Genomic DNA, 18,755 nt, shown 5'->3' with positions numbered 1-18,755 from the left:
GGCTCAGGACCGGTTGTTCAACTGTCCCGCCCCGGTAGCTCCAACAAAGGCGGCCCAGACCGAGGGGGTAAAGGTCAGCGCCGGCCCCTGCCGGTCCTTGCTGTCCCGTACGCCGACCGCCTCGGCGAACCCCGCCACCTCAACGCAGTCGCCCTCGCTGCCGGACCGGGACGACGTGCGCCAGACTCCGTCACGCACCATCAGTCATCTCCTTCGCTATGGCCGCAATCAGCTCGCGGGACTCGTCGGCGCTCAGCGCCCGCTCACCCAGCGAGCGCCACGCGTCCTCGTAGATCGCGATCTCGTGGGTCTTGTCAAGGTAGACCGCGCCGCACGGCCCGTCCATGTAGATCGTGGTCGGCTCCGGCTCGCGCACCTCGGTCGGAAAGTCGAGCATGGTGAAGGTGCCGGCCTGCGCCCAGCGGACCAGGCCGGCGTCGAGCGGCAGCACCCGGATGCCGACGTTGTGCTGCCGCGATGCCACCACGAGTGACTCCAGTTGCCGGGCCATCGCCGCCCGGTCACGCAGCGGACGGCGCAGTACCGCCTCGCCCAGGATGACGTCCAGGCGCGGAGCGCGCGGTATCGCCCGAGCCAGCAACCGTTGGCGGCGCAGCCGCACGTCGACCTTCGCCTGACGCTCCGGCTCGCCCAACTGCGGCTGGTCGGTGGCAATCAACTCGGTCATGTACTCGACACTCTGCAACAGACCCGGAATGAGATCGGCCTCGTACTTGCGGATGCGGCTCGCGGCGGCCTCCAGGCCGACGTACAGCTTGAACCAGTCCTTGACCGCCTCGCCGTAGCTGTGCCACCAACCGTGCGCCTTGGTCTCCCGGGCCAGCGCCCGCATCGTCTCGATCGTCTCAGGAGACGAGCCGTAGACGCGGCACATGGCCGCCACGTCGTTCGGGTGCATTGAGACCTGGCCGGTCTCGTAACGCCAGATCCGGGGTGCCGACCACTCCAATTCCTTGGCCGCCGCGGTGACTGTCACATACGCGTTTTCGCGAAGCTCTCTCAGGTATCTGCCGAGCTGCCTCCGTGGAACTGTGCTGCCGGAGTCGTCCACGTCATCTCCCTGACTGTCGTTGCGTTAGGCACCTCGTCCCTTGGTCCGCATTCTGCTCCGAAAGATTGCGCTAGGCCAGCATCAGAATGACCATCGTTGATGACCGCGGATCCGCGAAGTCCCACCGAAGGACGGCCATGGACTCGATTGACGAAATCACCGACGATCTGCCGATGCCGCCCTACGTGACCACCGAGGACGTCGTGTTCGCGTTGAGGGCGGTCACCGTGCACGCCCCCGAGCAGCGGCCCGACGGTGAGCGTTGCCGCAAGGACGAGGCAGCATATCCGTGCCGGCTACACCGCTGGGGCCGTCGCGTCCTGGAGCAGCGCGGTCTGACTGACGAGCAGGTACAGACGCTGATCGCTGGAGGAACGGTGGCATTGCGATGACCTTCGCGACCGGGGACCGCCTGCCGCCACGGTGGATCATTCACCTGCCGACCACGTTGACCAGCCTCGACGAGGTGACCGCCCTGGCCGTGGCGCTACGCGACTCGCTCGGCCACCTCAGCGTCATCGACTTCGGCGAGACCACGCTCAGCGAGGAAGACGCGCAGCATCTGCGTACCCGAGTGTTTTGTGACGCCAAGCTCGACGGTGCCGGCCGCTGCCGGCGGCCCGACGCCCACGACGGACCCTGCGCCGCGGTACCCAGCACGACAGTCGGGGTGTCCGCGGCATGCGGACACCCCGACTTCACTCACACTGTTTCGATCAAGGAGTGATGACGAACTGTGAGCCCGGCTGGATGACGATGTTGCCGTCGGCCGAGTTGGTGATTGTCACGTTGGTCAGGTTGGCGTTGCCGCGCGCGCCGCTCATCGCGAGGATGCCGGCACCGTTGACGGATCTGTCGATCCGCACGTTGGTGATGGCGACGTTAGGGATGTTGCCGCCGCCGTTCTTGAACTGGATGCCGTCGTACGTGGAGTCGATGATGTCGGTGTCCCGGATCGTGACTCCGACGATGTCCCTGGTGGCCGGGAAGATCGTGATGGCACCGAACTCCTGGTCCTCGTTCCAGAACGCGCCGCCGGTGCGGTAGAGCCCGTTGTTGGCGATCAGCGTCGTGCCGGAGAACGGCAGCGGGTCGTGGTCGGTCGCCAGCATGATGCCCGGGTAGTTCGCGGTGTCGTAGATCAGGTTGTTCTCGATCGAGTTGTCGTAGCCGCCGTAGATGGCGATGCCGTTGGCCCGCCAGGGCAACTGGATCGTGTTGTTGACGAAGTGGTTGTCGTGGGCGATGTCGACGTTGCGGTCCTTGACGTACGGGTTGGCCCAGACGGCGAGCGCGTCGTCACCGGTGGTGCGGAAGGACGAGTTGAACACCCGCGAGTTACGCGTGCCGTTGCTGAAGTTGATGCCGTCGGCGTACGTGTTGCGGATCCGCATGCCGCTGAAGTCCAGCCCGTCGGCCGGCCCCCACAGGTCGGGGATGTTGTCGTAGTCGCGGCCCACCCAGACACCCACGTTGGCGTGCTCGATCCAGACGTTGCTGATCTTCGTACCGGTGCCGAAGCGCCCGTTCAGACCGACGCCACCCTCGGCGTTGCCGTCACCACCGCGGATCCGGCCCGAGCCGAAGATGGCGATGTCGGAGATCTGGGTGTTCTTGTCGATGTCGAAGCCGAAGTTGCCCTCGTGCGGGTGGTTGATGCCGCCCACCACGTTCTGCGGCTCGGTGAGCGTGTAGAGCTGCGAGTGCCACATGCCGGCGCCCCGGATCGTGACGTTGCTGATGCCGACCTGGTTGTGCATGCCCCGGTTCAGCGGGTCGTCGGTCAGGATCTTCTGCTCCTGCCGCCACTGCCCGGCGGGGATCCAGACGCAGCTGATGACACCGTTCTGGTCGTCGGTCACCGCCCGCTGGATGGCGGCGGTGTCGTCGAGCCCGTCGTTCGGGATCGCACCGTACGAGGTGATCGAGGTGCAACCGGCCGGCTGGCTCGCCGCCGGCGCCACCTGCTCCAGATCGATCATGTCGATGACGTAGAAGGAGGCGGTGTCACCCGAGTCGCGCTGCAACTTGAACCGGGTGCCGGCCGGGTACGACTGCGCCAGCAGCGCGTTCGACTCGTCGAAGAGCCGCCGCGCGTCGGCCTGCGGGGTGTTGGTCAGCGCCTCCGGCCCGTCGGTGTTGCCGTAGAGCCAGCTGTGCTTCGACGACAGTGTCAACTTCCGGGAGAAGACGTCGTTGACGTAGAGGCTGATGGTCGCCTCGATGCCGCCGCCGCCGGGCGCGTCCGGGATGGAGTTACGCACCACTATGGAGTTGGCCTGGTTGGCCGAGGTGAACTCGACGAACTGGCCGGTGCCGGTGAGTCGTACCGACTTGCGACCCGATGACTCGCTGGCGAAGTTGGTGTGCCCGAAGGTCCGCAGCGGGTCTGCTTCCAGCAGCGTGCCCTGGTAACGGCCGGCCTCCGCCTCGTAGGAGACGTACGGAACGGCGGCCCCACGGCCGACCACTATCGACTGGCTGAACGCGTTGTTGCTCTCGTTGGTCTCGGTGACCACGTTCGTGGCGTCGGCGGTGGCGGTGATGGTGGCGCCGCCGCTGGTGGCGGTCCAGCTACCGCTGACGGCCACGGTGACCGTCGCGCCGGCGGCGATGGAGGCGGTGTTGGTGTTGAGCGTGGTGCTGCCCGCCACCAGCCGGGTGACAGTGGTCGCGCCGGTCGCGGTGGTGCCCCGGTTGCGGACCGTCACGGTGAAGGTGACGGACGCCCCGACGGCCGGGTTCGGCGGGTTCGAGGCGATGCTGAGCACCTGCAGGTCGGGGCCCGGTGCCTGCGCCACCACCAGCGGCGACGCCGCGGTGAGGCTGTTGTTGCCGTTGTTTTGCTCGACGATCGTGTTCGCCGGGTCGACCACCGCCGAGACGGCGTAGCTGCCCATCGGCCGCGTACCGGCGTTGAACGACACGGTGGACGAGGCGTCCGCGGCGAGCGTGCCCACCGAGGCGCTGCCGACGACCGCGCCGGCCAGGCTGAAGTTCACAGTGGTCGCGCCGGCGGTGGCGGACCCGATGTTCTGCACCACTGCCGAGAGGGTGACCGGAGAGACCTCGCTGGGCGACGAGGGCGACCAGGTCACCGAGCTGACGACCAGGTCCGGGTTGGGCGCCGGGGTGCCGCACACCTCAAGCTCGGCCACCTGGCCGGACGGGGCACCGGTGTTTCCGGTGAACCGCAACTGCACGTCCGCTGTGGTCGCGCTGACCGGGATGGTCACCAGGTTGGTGCCCTGGGCGAACTGGTATGCCGCCGCCGACACCAGACTGGTGTACGAGGACGACGCCTGGTCGCGACCGAGGACCTGGATGGTCTGGGTGCGGGTGCCCCAGGCCGGGTCCGGGTTGAGCTTCACCGTGACACCGGAGATGGAGTGGTTCGCGCCCAGCGCCACTGTCAGGTTCTGCGGGTAGCTCGCCGCGCCCTCCCAGTAGGTGGTGAGCTGCCCGTCGTTCGCCTTGTCCGGGGTGAAACTGAAGGTGGAGCCGCTCGCCGTCATGCTCTTGCCCTGCGCCACGTTGGTGCAGGCGGGCGGGTTGCTGCCGGTCCGGGTGACGGTGTTGCTGTTGCCGGACAGGTTGCCGGCGCCGTCGCGGGCGCGGACGTAGTACGACACGGTCGCCGTCGCCGGCTGGGTGTCCTGATAGGTGAGGACGGTGCCCAGCGTCGCGATCAGGCTGCCGCCCCGGTAGACGTTGTAGCCGGCGAGCCCGCTGCCACCGGAGTCGGTGGAGGCCCCCCAGTTGAGCGTGATCGTGCTGCCCGACGTGCTCTGCGACAGGGTCCCCGGGACGCTCGGCGCTGTGGTGTCACCGCTGCCGGTGCGGGTCACCGTGTTGCTGTTGCCGGAGATGTTGCCGGCGACGTCGCGCGCCCGGACGTGGTACGACACGGTCGCCGTGGCCGGCTGGGTGTCGTTGAACGTGGTCACGTTGCCGACGGACTGGAGGAACGCGCCGTTGCGGTAGACGTCGTAGCCGGCGATGCCGCTGCCGCCCGCGTTGTCGGTGGAGGCGACCCAGTTGAGGCTGATGGTGGTGCCCGACTGGGTGTACGAGAGGTTGCCGGGAACGCTCGGCGCGGTGGTGTCGGGGGTGGTGCCGCCGCTGCCGTACACCTCCACCTCGGAGAGCTGCCCAGCCGGCCAGCCGCTGTTGGCGGTGATGGTGATCCGGACGTAGCGGGTGGAGGTCGAGCTGAAGTTGATCGTGGCGGCGCTGCCGCTCGCCGGGTTGAAGGTGTACGTCTGCGACCCGACCAGGTCGGTGAAGGACGAACCGTTCGTGCTGCCCCGCACGCTCAGCGTCTGCGTCCGGGTGCCCCAACCGCTGGTCGGCAGCTTCAGTACCACCTGGTTGACGCTCTGCGATGAGCCGAGATCGACCTGCACCCACTGCGGGAAGGCGTTGTTGACGCTCTCCCAGTAGCTGCCCGCGTTGCCGTCGACGACCTTCGACGAGTCGTAGACGTCGGCGTGGCCGCTCTCCTGGGTGGGACGGCCCTGGGCGAGGTTGGTGGCCGCCGGGGCGAAGCCGGCGCTCGGTGCGGCCGCCGGGCCGGTGGGGCGGGCGGCGGCGGCCGGGTTAGCGACGGCGGTCGCCCCGGCCGTGGCGATCAGCGCGGCGGCGGCCGTGGCCGCCACCATCCTGAACAGATTCGTTCGTCTCATCACTGTCCTTGTCGTCGGGGGACGGTTGCCGCGGTGGCTGGACCACGGGGGTGGGGGTGCGGCGGTGCAGCGCCGGCCGACGTGAGAGGGCCGGTGTCGAGAGAGACGGGGTGGCACGGGTGGCGCGGGGGCGCCGCTCGTACTGGAAACACCAGATGGGTACGACCATCAACGGGCCTCCCCAGGAGGCCCGTTGAATCTTCCGAGAGCATGCGCAGAACCGTGCACGCCTTTGTCGAAATCTTGCGTTACTTTTGTCCAAAGGTTACTGACGTGCTACGGGAGCGTCAACACTTCGACCACTGTGACTATTGACGGACTTGTCTGCCTGACGGCCGCCAGCCGTGCCGACCTGCCCACAATTTCGGGGAAGGTGTCGCCCCCCGACGACTGGAGGCGACACCTTCCCCGAAGTTGCGCGGATCTTGCGTCAGGTCGTGCGGGAACGATCAGGCATCTGGTGCCGTCAGCACGAAGGTCTCCAGCAGCTCCCCGCCGTACCAGTCGGTGCGCTGGCCCACATGCTTCATGCCCAGCCTCCGAGCGACAGCCATCGACGGCTCGTTGCCCGGCGACACGACCGCGTAGATCTCCCGGGTGCCGGTGGCGAACTCCCGGTCCAGCAGCATCCGAGCGGCCTCGGTGGCGTAGCCGTGACCCCACGAGTCCGGGTGCAGGTGCCAGCCCGTCTCGATGTCCTCGGTACGCACCGCCTCGTCCCGGCCGGGCAGCGGCTTGAGCAGCGCCGTGCCCACCACCTGACCGGTGTCGCGTACCTCGACGGCCCAGGTGCCGTACCGGCCACCGTCGTCGGCGTGCCGGTCCTGCCAGATCCGCAGCCGCTCGACGGCCTGGGCCGGGTCGGTCATCGGCAGACCCGGCGATGCGCCCAGCCAACGGGTGATCTCCGGGCGACGGTAGATGTCGTACATCCGGGCCAGATCGGCCGGATCGTCGGTCCAATCACGCAGGATGAGGCGTTCGGTGGTGAGAACAGTCATGACCGGCGATCTTAAGGAGTGACGGCCGCGACGACAGGGAAGGAGGACCCGATGAGCAACGGATGGCAGCGCGCAAAACGGATCACCAGTGCCGCGTTCCGTCCGGTGCGCGGACGGGACCTGTCGCTGCACGCCGCCGCGATCACCTTCTACGGGGCGATCGCCGTCGTGCCGGTCGCCCTGCTGGCGATCTGGCTCACCGCACTGGTGGCCGGGGCCGACCGGGTACGCCGGCTCACCTCGTACGCCGTGGAGGCCCTGCCCACCGCGATCGGCGCGCCCCGGGCGGTGGAGGCGCTGGTCGAAGCCGGGGTGGGGCTGACCCCGCTGCTGGCGCTGGCCTCACTGCTGCCCGCCTCGCTGTACGGCGAGGGCCTGCGCCGGGCGTTCGTCTCGGTGGCCGCCCCCCGCTCCGACGAGCACCTGGTCGGCTGGCGGGGCCGGCTCCTGCTGCTGCCACTGCTCGCGCCGGCCCCCGCGCTGCTGCTGTCGATCCTGCTGGCGCTCCCGCTCACCACCCGTCTCGTACGCCAGGGCGGTTGGCTCGGTGTGCTCGGCGTGGTGCTGTCCTTCCTGGCGGTCTGGCTGGTGCTCACGCCGGTGCTGGTGTGGGTGTTCCGGGTCGTCGGGCCGGCCTCACCGGACTGGCTCTCCACCCTCGGGATCGGGTCGTTCACGGCGGCGAACCTCTCCGGCTTCCTGCACGGCTTCGTGCTCTTCGCCTCGCTCCCGCTGGACCTGGGCGTGCCCTTCGGCGGCTTCGACGACATCGGCGCCGGCGTGGCGGTCCTCCTCTGGCTCTACCTGTTCCACGTGATCGTCCTGGCCGGCTACTCCGCCACCCTGGCCCTCTCCCGCTGGCGCGCGAACCGAACCCCCGACCCCGACCCCGACCCCACCCCCACCCCGCCGGGTTGATCATGAAGTTATTGCCACCCGCCGCGGCGTGTCGTGGCAATAACTTGATGATCACCGCAGCGGAGGCGGGGTGGGGTGGGGGTGGTGAAGGGGTGACCTGGGTTGGTGGGGCGGACTAGGCTGCCGCGGCATGAGCAGTGAGATTCCGGCCCGCGCAGACGTCGTGATCGTCGGAGCCGGGCACAACGGTCTGGTCAGCGCGGTCCTGCTGGCCCGGGCCGGCCTGGACGTCCTCGTGCTGGAGGCCGCCGACGTGATCGGCGGCGCGACCCGCACCGAGAACCCGTTCCCGAAGGTGCCGGGGCTGCGCCACTCCACCGGCTCGTACCTGCTCGGGCTGATGCCCCCGGAGCTGCTCGCCACGCTCGACGTCCGGATCCCGGTGCTGCGCCGCGACCCGCACTACTTCCTGCCCACGCCGGGTGGCCTCGGCTCGCCGTACCTGCTCTTCGGCAGTGACACCGCCGCCACCCGGGCGCAGCTCGCCGAGTTCTTCTCCCCCGCCGACGTGGCCGCCGACGACGCGATGCAGGCCGAGCTGGCCGCGCTGCGGGAAGACCTCGCCCCGGCCTGGCTGGCCGAGCCGCTGAGCGTCCAGGAGACCGCCGAGCGGCACGTCCGCCCGGCGCTGCGCCAGGTCTTCGTCGACCTCGTGCAGGGCTCGGTCGCCGACTACCTGGCCCGGTTCGAGTTCCGCTCCGAACTGCTGGTCAGCATGTACGCGGTCACCGACGGCCTGTCCGGGCTAAACGCCGGCCCGGACGACCCCGGCACCGGCCACAACTTCCTCGTGCACAACATGTGCCGACTGCCCGGCTCCGGCGGCACCTGGATGATCGCCGAAGGTGGGATGGGCACCGTCTCCCGGACGTTCGCCGAGGCCGCGCGCGCCGCCGGAGCGACCATCCTGACCGGTACGCCGGTGCACGCGGTGACAGTGGACGGCGGCGCGGCCAGCGGAGTGGTGCTGGCCGACGGTCGGCAGGTCGCCGCCCGGGTGGTGCTCGGCGCGTGTGACCCGTACAAGTTGATGGACCTGTTGCCCGACGGCGCGCTCCCGGCGCGGCTCGGCGAGCGGATGGCGGCGGTCCGCCGGCCCGGCACCACGCTCAAGCTCAACCTGGCGCTCACCGGGCTGCCGCGGTTCTCCTGCCTGCCGGCCGGCACGCCGAGCCCGTTCGGCTCGACCATCCACCTGCTGCCCGGGTCGGCGTCGCTGGTCGGCGGGGCGGAGGCGTCGCCGATGACCGCGCTGCGCGCCATGTGGGCGGACGTCCAGGCCGGCCTCCTGCCGGCGGAGCCCACCATCGAGTGGTACCTGCACACCACTGTCGACCCGTCGCTCTCCGACGCCGCCGGGCACCACTCGTCGGCGCTCTTCGTGCAGTCCGTCCCCTACGAGCTGGTCGCCACCAGCTGGGACGCGGAGCTGCCCGGCTACGTCGACCGGCTGCTGGGGATCGTCGAGCGGTACGCGCCCGGCACCGCCGACCTGATCGCCGACGCGGTGCCCCTGCCGCCGCCCGGCATCGAGGAGCACTTCGGCATCACCGGCGGGCACATCCACCACGTCGACAACACCGTCTCGTTCACCGACCGGATGCCCTACGCCACCGGGGTCGACGGTGTGTACGCCGGCAGCGCCGGCTGCCACCCGGCCGGCAGCGTGATCGGCGCAGCCGGCCACAACGCCGCGCGCCGCATCCTCACGGATCTCGGTGCCTGACCCCCACCCCAGACCCCGTTGATCATGAAGTTACTGCCTGCCGCGGCGGCGTGTCGCGGCAACAACTTCATGATGAACGCAGGCGGGGTCAGATCAGTGCCTCGCCGGCGGGGGCCGGAGACTCTGCGTCCACCCGGTGGGCTCTGACCTTGTGGCCTACGCTTGTCAGGCAGCGGCCAGAGGGCAGGTCGAAACGCCAGCCGTGCAGCTGGCAGGTGAGCTGGTCACCGTCGACGATGCCGAAGCGGGTCAGGTCCGCCTTCAGGTGCGGGCACCGCCGCTGCACCACCCAGTCGCCCAACGTGATGTCCTCGGCGTCGGTGCTGCGCTCGTGCTCGTCGTACCAGCCCTCGGCGTACTGGAGCCGCTCCTCGGAGAGGCACTTGAAGAACGCGTAGACGAACTCGTTGTACTGGCCGATCCGGGCCGCCGAGAACCGGCAGGACAGGAAGAGCGAGTTGACCCAGTCCACCTCGTCGATGAAGAGCAGGTGCTCGATCAGCGACCGCTCCATCCGGAACCGGTAGCGCACCTTCTCGTCCGCGTACGGCCGGACCTCCTTGCCGGGGAAGTCCACCACGATGGATTCAACCGTCTCGCCGCCCGTGTCGTCGGCGCCCACCAGGTCGAAACGGACCGGGCCGCCGACCCCCTTGGCCAGGTAGATCGACTCGTCGAGCAGCGGCTCGATCCGACGCTTCATCTCGCCGAGCACGTCCACCTCGGGGTGCCGCCAGGACGCCTTCTCCGCCTCGATGATCGGGCGCTTGCGCTCCCGCATCTCCTCCAGGTGCGCGACCTTGTTCGCGAAGAACTCCTGCACCGGCACCGGGTGGGTGGTGCTCGCGCCCTCGGTGGTGACCTCGGCGACGCTGCCCGGCAGCAGCACGATCCCGTTGGTGCCGCCGACCTTGGCGTACTCCGACAGGAAGACGGACTGGTCGGGGAAGATGTTGCCCTCGTCGCCGTGGATGTCGTTGAACTGCCACAGGGCGTCGTCGAGGAAGCACGGCGGGCCGGCGATCGGGAAGACGTGCGACGCCTTCAGGTCGTCGATGTACCGCCAGGTCCGGTCGAACTGCCGGTCACGCTTCTGCTTGCCGAACGCGGTCTTCGCCGCCTGCGGCAGTTCGTAGACCATCGGGTACCAGATCGCACCGGAGAACTGGAGCAGGTGCGCGTGCACGTGCCCCAACTCGGCGAAGACGGTCAGGTCGGTGGGGCGGGCGTCGTTCTGGTTGAGCAGCCGCACACCCTCGTACTCGACCCAGAGCGAGGAGTCGCCGATCGGCCCGTCGGTCGGGCTGGTCAACGCCTGAATCATGATCTTCAGGCCGCCGGGCAGCTCCACCACCTGCTCGTTGGGCGTCTTCAGGAACGTGGTGAAGCCCAGCGCCCGGAACTCGTCCTCCATCTCCGAGGTGGGGAACTCGGGGAGCAGGACAGTGGCGTCCTTGGAGACGAAGTCGCGCAGGTGCTTCGCGTCGAAGTGGTCCCGGTGCAGGTGGGACACGTACAGGTAGTCGACCTGCCCCAGGCTCTCCCAGTCCAGCAGAGAATTGTCCGGGAAGGGGAACCACGACGCGAAGTAGGCCGGGTTGACCCACGGGTCGCACAGGATGCTGCCCGCGGCCGTGTCGATCCGCATGCTGGCGTGCCCGGTTCCGGTCACTCGCACCGCACAGTCCCCCTCAAACAGACAATCAGGTGTACGCCAAACGCTACCGGAGGGAGTCTGACCGCCGCCCCGCGACGCCGGTAGTGCCGTCCAGCCCAGGTGGGGCAGGGCCGATGGCCGGGAAACCCCCACCCCACCGCACCCCGTACGAGGCGTGCCAGACTAACCAAAGATCCGATCGCGAGGGAAGGACCGACAGTGGCAGGAAGCGAGCCGGTAACGTCGCCAGACCAGCACAAGCCCGGGCACCGCAAGGCCGGGCAGATCGGCGCCGTGCTGTCCGCACTGGCGCTGCTGGCGATGATCTGCGGCAACCACGAGGGCAGGGTCGAGGACATCTGGCTGATCGGCCTGGCCGCGCTGCTGCTGATCATCGTGATCGGCGACGTCGTGTTGCGGCGCAGCGGTCTGCGCTCCTGACCCGACCCACCGCCGGACGACCGGCCGACGTACGCCGAGGGCCCGCCCCCACCAGGGGGACGGGCCCTCGTCCGTATCGCGTCGGGGTCAGCGCCCGAAGAGGATGTCCTGCACGTCCTTGAGCGCGGCGTCGACCTCGGCCTCGAAGTAGCCACCCGGCACCAGGCCGAACCGGAGCGTATCCAGGTCCTTCGGGTCGACCGGCATCGGGTTGCGGCGCTGCATGCCACCGAGCAGGGTGTCGAAGAACCGGTCCACCTGGTCGGGGTCGTACCCGCTGCCGAACCGGCGCACCTGGAAGCTACGACGGATCTGGTCGACCCGGTACAGGTCGCTGCCGGGCGGACCGGCCATCGGCGGGCCACCCATCGGCGGGCCGGCCACCGCGGGCGGGCCGGCCATCGGCGGACCACCCATGCCCTGCTGCGGCAGCGGAGGCGGACCGGCCGGACCACGGCGCATGTCACGCAGATCCCGCTCCGGCATCCGGATCTCGGCCGTCATGTCCGCGCGGCCGTGCCGCCCGGCCTCGAAGCCGTCGAAGCGCGGCTCCTCCGGCGGCGGCGGATAACCGCCGGGCGCGCGCTGGTCGTCGGGGCCGTACCCGCCGCGCTGATCATCCGGGCCGTAGCCACCGGGTGAGCGCTGGTCGTCCGGGGGGCCGTACCCGCTGGGGCCGGCGGGCAGGCCGCGCTGCGGCATTCCGTGGCCACCCATCGGGCCGGGGCCCATCGGGCCACCGGGACCCATCGGAGGGCCGGCCGGGCCACGGGGCGCGTCGTAACCACCGCCGCGGGGGGCGTCGTACCCACCGGCGAAGGCACCGGTCGGCTCGTCGTAGCGGCCGTAGGGCGGGCCGGCCTGCGCGGGCATCGGCCGGGGCGGCATCGGCTGCGGAACCATGCCCCGGTCATCACGCATCGGCGGACCCATCCGGTCCGGTGGGCCCATCCGGTCACCCATCCGGGGGTCGCCACCGCGCCCGGCGTTGTTGCGCTCCTCCAGCTCGGCCAGCTGCCGCTCGACCCGGTCCAGGTGAAGGTCGACCTGCCACTCGTCGTAGCCGTTGAAGCGGACCCGGAAGACGACGTCATGGACCTCCTGGGAGGCCACCGGGGCGCCGACCTGTCGGCCGTCGAGCGTAGCCTCGACCCGGTCGAGGAAGGCATCCACCTCGTCGACCTTGTATCCCCGGCGGAGCGCCTTGCGCCGGAAACGCTGACCCTGACTCGCCACTATGTCTCCTGGTCTCGTTCGCCACGCCCGGTCACGCCGGTGCCTCTCCGGCGCGGTCGGTGAAGGTGTCGTTGTCTTCGGCGGCGGCAAGCTGGCCACACGCGCCGTCGATCTCGCGACCTCGGGTGTCCCGAACTGTGGTGGACACCCCGGCGTCGCGCAACCGCCGGACGAACTCCCGCTCGACCGGCTTCGGGCTCGCGTCCCAGCGGCTGCCCGGCGTCGGATTGAGCGGAATGAGGTTCACGTGGGCCAACTTGCCGGCCAGCAGCCGCCCGAGCAGGTCGGCTCGCCACGGCTGGTCGTTCACGTCCTTGATCATCGCGTACTCGATCGACACGCGGCGGCCCGTCCGGGCGGCGTAGTCCCACGCTGCGTCCAGCACCTCGGCTACCTTCCAGCGCTGGTTTACCGGCACGAGTTCGTCGCGCAGATCATCATCGGGCGCGTGCAACGACAACGCAAGGGTCACTGAGAGGTCTTCGCTGGCCAGTCGGTGGATGGCCGGAACCAGGCCGACCGTGGAAACGGTGATGTGCCGCTGGGACAGGCCGAGCCCCTCCGGGGCAGGGCTGACCAGCCGACGGATCGCCGCGATCACCCGGTTGTAGTTGGCCAGCGGCTCGCCCATGCCCATGAAGACGACGCGTGACAGCCTCGGCGGGGAACCGGCCACCACGCCGGAGGCCGCCACGCCGGCCATGTACACCGCCTGGTCGACGATCTCCGCCGTCGACAGGTTGCGGGTCAGCCCGGCCTGGCCGGTCGCGCAGAACGGACAGGCCATGCCGCAACCCGCCTGGCTGGAGATGCAGACGGTCACCCGGTCCGGATAACCCATCAGCACGCTCTCCACCAGCGCACCGTCGTGCAGCCGCCAGAGCGCCTTGCGGGTCGCGCCGTCATCGCAGGCCAGCTCGCGCACCGGGTTGAGCAACGTCGGCAGCAACTGGTCGGCCAGCCGCTCCCGGGTCGCCGCCGGCAGATCGGTCATCGCCTGCGGGTCGCGGACCAACCGCCCGAAGTAGTGGTTGGAGACCTGCTTGGCGCGGAAGGCCGGCTCACCCAGCCCGGTGACCAACGCCTGGCGGCCGGCCAGGTCCAGGTCAGCGAGGTGCTGAGGGGGCATGGAGGCCCGGCGCGCGGCGGGGGCGACCGAGATGGCGGGGATCAAGGGCAGGCTCGTCATGGCTGGTCCAGTGTGTCACGCCGTCGGCGGCGGCTGCCGGGCCGGAGGTGTCGAACGGGCCGCGACCGCCGGAGCCGGATGACCAGGTCGCCGTGATTCATACCTCAGCTCACCACCGGCACGAAGACCGCCAACAGCAGGTAGGCCGTCGGTACCGCGAACAGGACCGAGTCCAGCCGGTCCATCAGACCGCCGTGGCCGGGCAGCAGGTTGCTCATGTCCTTCACGCCGAGATCCCGCTTGATCATCGACTCGGCCAGGTCGCCGAGGACCGCCGCGCAGGAGACGGCCACCCCGAACAGCGCACCCCACCAGGGGGCCACCTCGAACATCAGCCACAGCAGCAACGCGCCGCCCAGGGCCGCCGCGGTGACCGAACCGGCGAAGCCCTCCCAGGACTTCTTCGGGCTGATCGACGGGGCCATCGGGTGGCGGCCGAAGGAGACCCCGGCCGCGTACCCACCGGTGTCGGAGAGAACCACCCCGATCAGCGTGGCCAGGATGCGCAGATGCCCGTCGTCGGGGGCCGCCGCCAGCAACGCCGCGAAACCGGCGAGGAACGGCACGTAGACGGCGATCAGGGTGGCCGCTGTGAGATCCCGCTGGAAGCCGGCCGGCCCGTCACCCAACCGCCAGATCATGGTGCCCAGCACTGTGACCAACAGCCCCAGGCTGAGCGCGTCCGGGCCGGCGTACCAGGCCAGACCCACTGTCAGCACGCCACCGGCGATCAGTGGCACCAGCGGTGGGTGCGCGCCGCTGCGTCGTACCGCGCGGGCCATCTCCCAGATGCCGATGGCGACAGCGGCGGCGATCACCGGCAGGAAGGCCAACGGATAGACGATCAGCGGCACCACGATCAGCGCGCCGAGGCCGAGCCCGACCCCGATCGCCGCGGGAAGGTTGCGCCCGGCCCGCCCGGTGCCCAACTGCTGGGTGGCCGGTCGGTCGAGGCTGGCCCGACGTCGGCCCTTCGACCGTCGACCGGTCGTCGGCTCCGGCTCGACCGTCGGCTCCAGATCCGGTCCGATCTCGGCCCCGATGGGCGCCAGCTGCGCGGTCGGGTAATCGGCGTCGTCATGGCGGACCGGCCCGTCGAACGGCCCCGGGCCGCCGTACCCGCCGGGCTCGTCGAAACCCGGAAGGCCGCCGCGGGAAGGGGCACCGTCCGCACCGGCGGGCGCGCGGTCGCCGTACCGGTCACCGCGACCCCGGTCGTCGTACCGGTCGGGCTGGTTACGGTCGTCCGCGTGCCGGTCGCGGTCGTCGAAACGGTCGCGCCGGTCGCGGTCGTCGAAACGGTCGTCCGGGCGGCCACGCTCGTCGTACGGATCTGCGGGGTGCGGGTCGGCGTACGGCCGGGCGTGCGGGTCGGCGTACAGCTCAGGGCCGGCGGCCGGACGGCGGCTCCACTGGCCGGCCTCCAGCTCCTGGTCCGGCCAGGGCAGCGCCACCGGGCGCTCCGGCCGGTCCCAGCCGCGGGGCTCGCTGCCGTAGGGGTCGGGGTGGGACATCACGCACCGCGACGCGGCACGAGAACCACCACATGACGCAAGACCACAAGCATCCCCTACACGTGCGATGTTCCTCGGATTGACCGCCCCGACGGTCGGTCGATCCCCGGTGTTCACCACCCGGTGGCCGGGAATCCTGCCGAGCCTACTGCACACGCCGGATCGGCACGGTGGACGAGGCACGCCCACGGACGCCACGGGGCGCCGCCAGGCCGCCGGCCAGCTACGCACACCCATCCGGTACGGCAGACCGCGGGCAATCCGCAGCCGTCGATCCGACTCGTCCGGTGCGCGATCGAGTACTGAGCGAACGCGTCCGGCGTGGTCCGCTGGTGCCGCGCCGGCGCCAGCCCGCGCTCCGTAACGGGGGAAGGGCACTCACATGTTCACGTTCGGTCTCGCGGTGTTGACGGTGGCCGCCATGGTCCTGGGAGCTGGGTCACCGGCCGCCGCCACCACCACGGCACGGACCAGGATCACCATCGACCGCCACACCAGCGAGCTGTTCCCGTTCGAGCCGCCCTACGCCGAGCCGCCGGGAATGACCTACCCGGCGGCACGGGTCACCGCCACGGCCCGGCACTGCCCGGCCGGCATCGTCCTCATGTCGGCCTCGCTGGTGCAGGACGGCCTGCCGACCCTCTGGGCCACCGGGGGACACGGCGCCGGCGAGATCCTCTGCGACGGCGGCACCGTCGAACTCGGGATGGCGTTCGCCCGGATCGCTCCGGCACTGCACCCCGGTCGGGCCACCGCTTACTTCTCGCTGCGCGACTCGAACACCGGCGAGCAGTTCGCCGAGAGCACCAGGACCGTCTGGATCCCCTGCTGACCTACGGAACGAGGCCCGTTCCCGACGTCGGGAACGGGCCTCGGAGCATGTGTCACACCTCGAGCAGCTCGGTTTCCTTGTGCTTCACCAGGTCGTCGATGTTGGCCACGTACCGCTGGGTCAGGTCGTCGAGTTCCTTCTCGGCGCGGCGACCATCGTCCTCGCCGGCCTCGCCGTCCTTGACGATCCGGTCCAGCTCTTCCTTGCCACGGCGGCGGACGTTGCGGATCGCCACCTTGGCCTCCTCGCCCTTGTGCCGAGCCACCTTGATCATGTCGCGGCGGCGTTCCTCGGTCATCTGCGGGAGCAGGATGCGCAGCTGGTTGCCCTCGTTGTTCGGGTTCACCCCGAGGTCCGAGTCGCGGATCGCCTTCTCCATGGCGTTGATCTGCGAGTTGTCGTACGGCTTGATGATGGCCATCCGCGGCTCGGGCACCGCAATGGACGCCATCTGCGTCAGCGGCGTGGGCGTGCCGTAGTAGTCGATGATGACCTTGGAGAACATGGCGGCGTTGGCGCGACCGGTACGGATGGCGCCGAACTCCTCCTTGGCGTGCTCAACCGCACGCTCCATCTTTTCCTCGGCCTCGAGGAGGGTGTCGTCGATCACCGGTCTCCTCGCCTCCTTCTGTGCTCGTGGTGGGCTCTGCTGAAAGTCGTCAGACCACTGTCGCCGTCGGCGGGACTCAGGCGGTGATCAGGGTGCCGATCTTGTCGCCACCCACCGCGCGGATGATGGTGTCGTCACCCTGCGCGCCGAAGACCAACATCGGCAGGCCGTTCTCCATGCAGAGGCTGAACGCCGCCGCGTCGGCCACCCGCAGGTTGCGGCGCAGCACCTCGGAGAAGGTGATCGAGTCGAGTTTGCTGGCGGTGGGGTCGATCCGCGGGTCGGCGGTGTAGACGCCGTCCACGCCGTTCTTGCTCATCAGCACCACGTCGGCCCGAATCTCCAGCGCCCGCTGGGCGGCCACCGTGTCGGTGGAGAAGTACGGCATCCCGGCGCCGGCGCCGAAGATGACCACGCGGCCCTTCTCCAGGTGCCGGATGGCCCGCAGCGGGATGTACGGCTCGGCGACCTGGGCCATCGTGATGGCGCTCTGCACCCGGGTCTCGATGCCCTCCTTCTCCAGGAAGTCCTGGAGCGCGAGGCAGTTCATCACGGTGCCGAGCATGCCCATGTAGTCGGCGCGGGCCCTGTCCATCCCACGCTTCTGCAGCTCCGCGCCTCGGAAGAAGTTGCCGCCGCCGACCACCACGGAGACCTGCACACCGCGGCGGACCACTGTGGCGATCTGCCGGGCGATGGCCTGGACGACGTCCGGGTCGACGCCGATCGCGCCGCCACCGAAGACCTCACCGGAGAGCTTCAGCACCACCCGGCGGGCACGCCCCGGCGGTGGTGCCGTCGGATCGTCCAGCTCCAGCGTCCGGTCACTCACAACCTGCGTCATCCGCCCCGCCCTTCCCCACGCGCACGCCCCGTGCGGCGCGTACCGCGAACCTGCCGCTGCCGACCCTATGTGACGAGGAGGCCGCGGTGCCTGTCACGTACACCGGCGGCCTCCTCGTTGACGTCTTCTGCCCACGGGCGCGCGTGGCGCCCGGTGACTGCTCAGGCCTGGCCGACCTCGAACCGCACGAAGCGGGTGACCTCGATGCCGGCCTCGGCCAGCAGCTGCTTCACCGACTTCTTGTTGTCAGAGACGGACGACTGCTCGATCAGGACGAAGTCCTTGAAGAAGGAGTTGACCCGACCCTCGATGATCTTCGGCAGAGCCGCCTCGGGCTTGTTCTCCTCGCGGGCGGTCTGCTCGGCGATGCGCCGCTCGGACTCGACGACCTCAGCCGGAACCTCGTCCCGGGTGAGGTACTTCGGCCGCATCGCGGCGATCTGCATGGCCACACCACGGGCGTCGGCGTCGCCGGCCTCGTCGGTCTTGCCGGTGTACGACACCAGCACGCCAACGGCCGGCGGCAGGTCCTGGGCCTTGCGGTGCAGGTAGACGGCGGTGGTGCCCTCGACCCGGGCGAACCGGTTGAGCACCAGCTTCTCGCCGATCTTGGCGGACTGCTCCTGGATGAGGTCCGCGATGACCTTGCCGTCGAGCTCGCTGGCGAGCAGCTCCTCGGCGGAGTTCACGCCGGCGCGCTCACCGTGCTCGACCAGCTGCTGGCCCAGCGCGATGAACGACTCGGTCTTGGCGACGAAGTCGGTCTCGCAGTTGATCTCGAGCAGCGCCTTGCCGGAGTGGGCGACCAGGCCGTTCGCGGCCGTACGGCCGGCCCGCTTGCCGACGTCCTTGGCGCCCTTGACGCGCAGGATCTCGACGGCCTTGTCGAAGTCGCCCTCGGCCTCGGTCAGCGCCTTCTTGCTGTCCATCATGCCGGCGCCGGTGAGGTCGCGGAGCTTCTTGACGTCCGCGGCGGTGATTTGGGACATGGCTCTCTCTTCGGTGTTGAGACGGCGTGTGGATGGTCAGA

General features: G+C 69.8%; 17 protein-coding genes. 6 read left to right on the top strand and 11 right to left on the bottom strand.

Annotation, left to right across the window (positions count from 1 at the left end; translation table 11 throughout):
• Nucleotides 1–3 precede the first annotated feature (3 nt).
• Both ABZS40_RS12760 and ABZS40_RS12755 read right to left on the bottom strand, forming a co-directional pair.
• Nucleotides 4–201: a DUF397 domain-containing protein gene (locus ABZS40_RS12760; RefSeq protein ID WP_354943438.1), complete on the bottom strand. Its 198-nt coding sequence runs from the start codon at nucleotides 199–201 to the stop codon at nucleotides 4–6.
• Entirely contained in the window at nucleotides 191–1,072 is an 882-nt protein-coding gene (locus ABZS40_RS12755; RefSeq protein ID WP_354943437.1) for a helix-turn-helix transcriptional regulator, read from the bottom strand. The genes ABZS40_RS12760 and ABZS40_RS12755 overlap by 11 nt, the downstream gene beginning before the upstream one ends.
• Before the next feature lie 137 nt (nucleotides 1,073–1,209).
• Here ABZS40_RS12755 and ABZS40_RS12750 point away from each other — a divergent pair, with 137 nt between their 5' ends.
• Nucleotides 1,210–1,464, top strand: a complete 255-nt coding sequence (locus ABZS40_RS12750) for a hypothetical protein (protein ID WP_354943436.1) — start codon at nucleotides 1,210–1,212, stop codon at nucleotides 1,462–1,464.
• On the top strand, nucleotides 1,461–1,799 hold the full coding sequence (locus ABZS40_RS12745) for a hypothetical protein (protein ID WP_354943435.1): 339 nt from the start codon (nucleotides 1,461–1,463) through the stop codon (nucleotides 1,797–1,799). The genes ABZS40_RS12750 and ABZS40_RS12745 overlap by 4 nt, the downstream gene beginning before the upstream one ends.
• On the opposite strand, the gene ABZS40_RS12740 is transcribed toward ABZS40_RS12745, so the two are convergent.
• Together ABZS40_RS12740 and ABZS40_RS12735 are read right to left on the bottom strand one after the other, a co-directional pair.
• Nucleotides 1,789–5,757 carry a CARDB domain-containing protein gene (locus tag ABZS40_RS12740; RefSeq protein WP_354943434.1) on the bottom strand — a complete coding sequence of 1,323 codons (3,969 nt, stop codon included), beginning with the start codon at nucleotides 5,755–5,757 and terminating at the stop codon, nucleotides 1,789–1,791. The two genes, ABZS40_RS12745 and ABZS40_RS12740, sit on opposite strands and share 11 nt — an antisense overlap.
• Before the next feature lie 449 nt (nucleotides 5,758–6,206).
• Complete coding sequence (locus tag ABZS40_RS12735) at nucleotides 6,207–6,758, bottom strand: GNAT family N-acetyltransferase (RefSeq protein ID WP_354943433.1); 552 nt, start codon at nucleotides 6,756–6,758, stop codon at nucleotides 6,207–6,209.
• A 51-nt stretch (nucleotides 6,759–6,809) separates the two neighbouring features.
• On the opposite strand from ABZS40_RS12735, the gene ABZS40_RS12730 reads away from it, so the two are divergent.
• Together ABZS40_RS12730 and ABZS40_RS12725 are read left to right on the top strand one after the other, a co-directional pair.
• Nucleotides 6,810–7,676, top strand: coding sequence for a YhjD/YihY/BrkB family envelope integrity protein (locus ABZS40_RS12730; protein ID WP_354943431.1), 867 nt, complete (start codon nucleotides 6,810–6,812; stop codon nucleotides 7,674–7,676).
• A gap of 130 nt (nucleotides 7,677–7,806) precedes the next feature.
• Nucleotides 7,807–9,402 (top strand): NAD(P)/FAD-dependent oxidoreductase, encoded by a 1,596-nt coding sequence (locus ABZS40_RS12725; protein ID WP_354943429.1) that lies wholly within the window; start codon nucleotides 7,807–7,809, stop codon nucleotides 9,400–9,402.
• Between the two features lie 88 nt (nucleotides 9,403–9,490).
• Here ABZS40_RS12725 and ABZS40_RS12720 read toward each other — a convergent pair whose 3' ends face one another.
• Nucleotides 9,491–11,080 carry a Rieske 2Fe-2S domain-containing protein gene (locus ABZS40_RS12720; RefSeq protein ID WP_354943428.1) on the bottom strand — a complete coding sequence of 530 codons (1,590 nt, stop codon included), beginning with the start codon at nucleotides 11,078–11,080 and terminating at the stop codon, nucleotides 9,491–9,493.
• Nucleotides 11,081–11,278: 198 nt separating this feature from the next.
• Here ABZS40_RS12720 and ABZS40_RS12715 point away from each other — a divergent pair, with 198 nt between their 5' ends.
• Entirely contained in the window at nucleotides 11,279–11,500 is a 222-nt protein-coding gene (locus ABZS40_RS12715) for a DUF2631 domain-containing protein (protein ID WP_091400308.1), read from the top strand.
• 87 nt (nucleotides 11,501–11,587) lie between these two features.
• On the opposite strand, the gene ABZS40_RS12710 is transcribed toward ABZS40_RS12715, so the two are convergent.
• From ABZS40_RS12710 to ABZS40_RS12700, 3 genes are all read right to left on the bottom strand, one after another.
• Nucleotides 11,588–12,736, bottom strand: coding sequence for a DivIVA domain-containing protein (locus ABZS40_RS12710; RefSeq protein WP_354943426.1), 1,149 nt, complete (start codon nucleotides 12,734–12,736; stop codon nucleotides 11,588–11,590).
• 31 nt (nucleotides 12,737–12,767) lie between these two features.
• Nucleotides 12,768–13,925 carry a 23S rRNA (adenine(2503)-C(2))-methyltransferase RlmN gene (rlmN, locus tag ABZS40_RS12705; RefSeq protein ID WP_354943425.1) on the bottom strand — a complete coding sequence of 386 codons (1,158 nt, stop codon included), beginning with the start codon at nucleotides 13,923–13,925 and terminating at the stop codon, nucleotides 12,768–12,770.
• A gap of 104 nt (nucleotides 13,926–14,029) precedes the next feature.
• Nucleotides 14,030–15,439 carry a phosphatidate cytidylyltransferase gene (locus ABZS40_RS12700; RefSeq protein WP_354943424.1) on the bottom strand — a complete coding sequence of 470 codons (1,410 nt, stop codon included), beginning with the start codon at nucleotides 15,437–15,439 and terminating at the stop codon, nucleotides 14,030–14,032.
• Between the two features lie 382 nt (nucleotides 15,440–15,821).
• Here ABZS40_RS12700 and ABZS40_RS12695 point away from each other — a divergent pair, with 382 nt between their 5' ends.
• The gene (locus tag ABZS40_RS12695) at nucleotides 15,822–16,271 is read left to right on the top strand and encodes a hypothetical protein (RefSeq protein ID WP_354943423.1); all 450 of its coding nucleotides are present in this window, start codon (nucleotides 15,822–15,824) and stop codon (nucleotides 16,269–16,271) included.
• A 52-nt stretch (nucleotides 16,272–16,323) separates the two neighbouring features.
• On the opposite strand, the gene frr is transcribed toward ABZS40_RS12695, so the two are convergent.
• The 3 genes from frr to tsf all read right to left on the bottom strand — a co-directional run bounded on the left by frr (nucleotide 16,324) and on the right by tsf (nucleotide 18,714).
• Nucleotides 16,324–16,881 (bottom strand): ribosome recycling factor, encoded by a 558-nt coding sequence (gene frr / locus ABZS40_RS12690; RefSeq protein ID WP_204943784.1) that lies wholly within the window; start codon nucleotides 16,879–16,881, stop codon nucleotides 16,324–16,326.
• Between the two features lie 76 nt (nucleotides 16,882–16,957).
• Nucleotides 16,958–17,725, bottom strand: a complete 768-nt coding sequence (pyrH, locus tag ABZS40_RS12685; protein WP_030335195.1) for a UMP kinase — start codon at nucleotides 17,723–17,725, stop codon at nucleotides 16,958–16,960.
• A 161-nt stretch (nucleotides 17,726–17,886) separates the two neighbouring features.
• Nucleotides 17,887–18,714 (bottom strand): translation elongation factor Ts, encoded by an 828-nt coding sequence (gene tsf / locus ABZS40_RS12680; protein WP_354943422.1) that lies wholly within the window; start codon nucleotides 18,712–18,714, stop codon nucleotides 17,887–17,889.
• Nucleotides 18,715–18,755 lie beyond the last annotated feature (41 nt).

It is taken from the genome of Micromonospora sp. NPDC005324 (genome assembly GCF_040607155.1).
Classification (GTDB): domain Bacteria; phylum Actinomycetota; class Actinomycetes; order Mycobacteriales; family Micromonosporaceae; genus Micromonospora; species Micromonospora trifolii.
This window is presented reverse-complemented; position numbering and strand designations above follow the sequence as displayed.